This is a genomic window from Bradyrhizobium sp. PRIMUS42, assembly GCF_023006515.1.
GTDB lineage: Bacteria > Pseudomonadota > Alphaproteobacteria > Rhizobiales > Xanthobacteraceae > Bradyrhizobium.
In genome coordinates, this window is sequence record NZ_JALBGZ010001638.1 from 1 (window position 1) to 400 (window position 400).

1 protein-coding gene is annotated in these 400 nt (G+C 65.5%); it reads left to right on the plus strand.

Annotation, left to right across the window (positions count from 1 at the left end; all coding sequences use genetic code 11):
* On the plus strand, positions 1-400 hold a 400-nt coding region (locus MOV75_RS42050), incomplete at both ends, for an efflux RND transporter permease subunit (protein WP_247008774.1).

Below are 400 nucleotides of genomic sequence, written 5' to 3' on the forward strand. Positions count from 1 at the left end.
GCGCGCCATCGTGCGATGGTGCGTCAATCACCGCATCACCGTGGTGGCCGCAACCGTCGGCGTCTTCATCGCCTCGGTCGTCGGCTTCGGCCATGTCCAGCAGCAGTTCTTCCCGCTGTCCGAGCGGCCCGAGCTGTTCCTCCAGCTGCGCCTGCCCGAGGGCACCGCGTTCAACGTCACCGAAAAGGCGGTGAAGCAGGCCGAGACACTGCTGAAGGACGACAAGGACATCGAGACCTATACGTCCTATGTCGGCCAGGGCTCGCCGCGCTTCTGGCTCGGCCTCAATCCGCAGCTTCCGAACGAGGCCTTTGCCGAGATCGTCATCGTCGCCAAGGGCGTCGAGGCGCGCGAGCGCATCAAGGCCAAGATCGAGAACGCGGCTGCCGACGGCATGCTG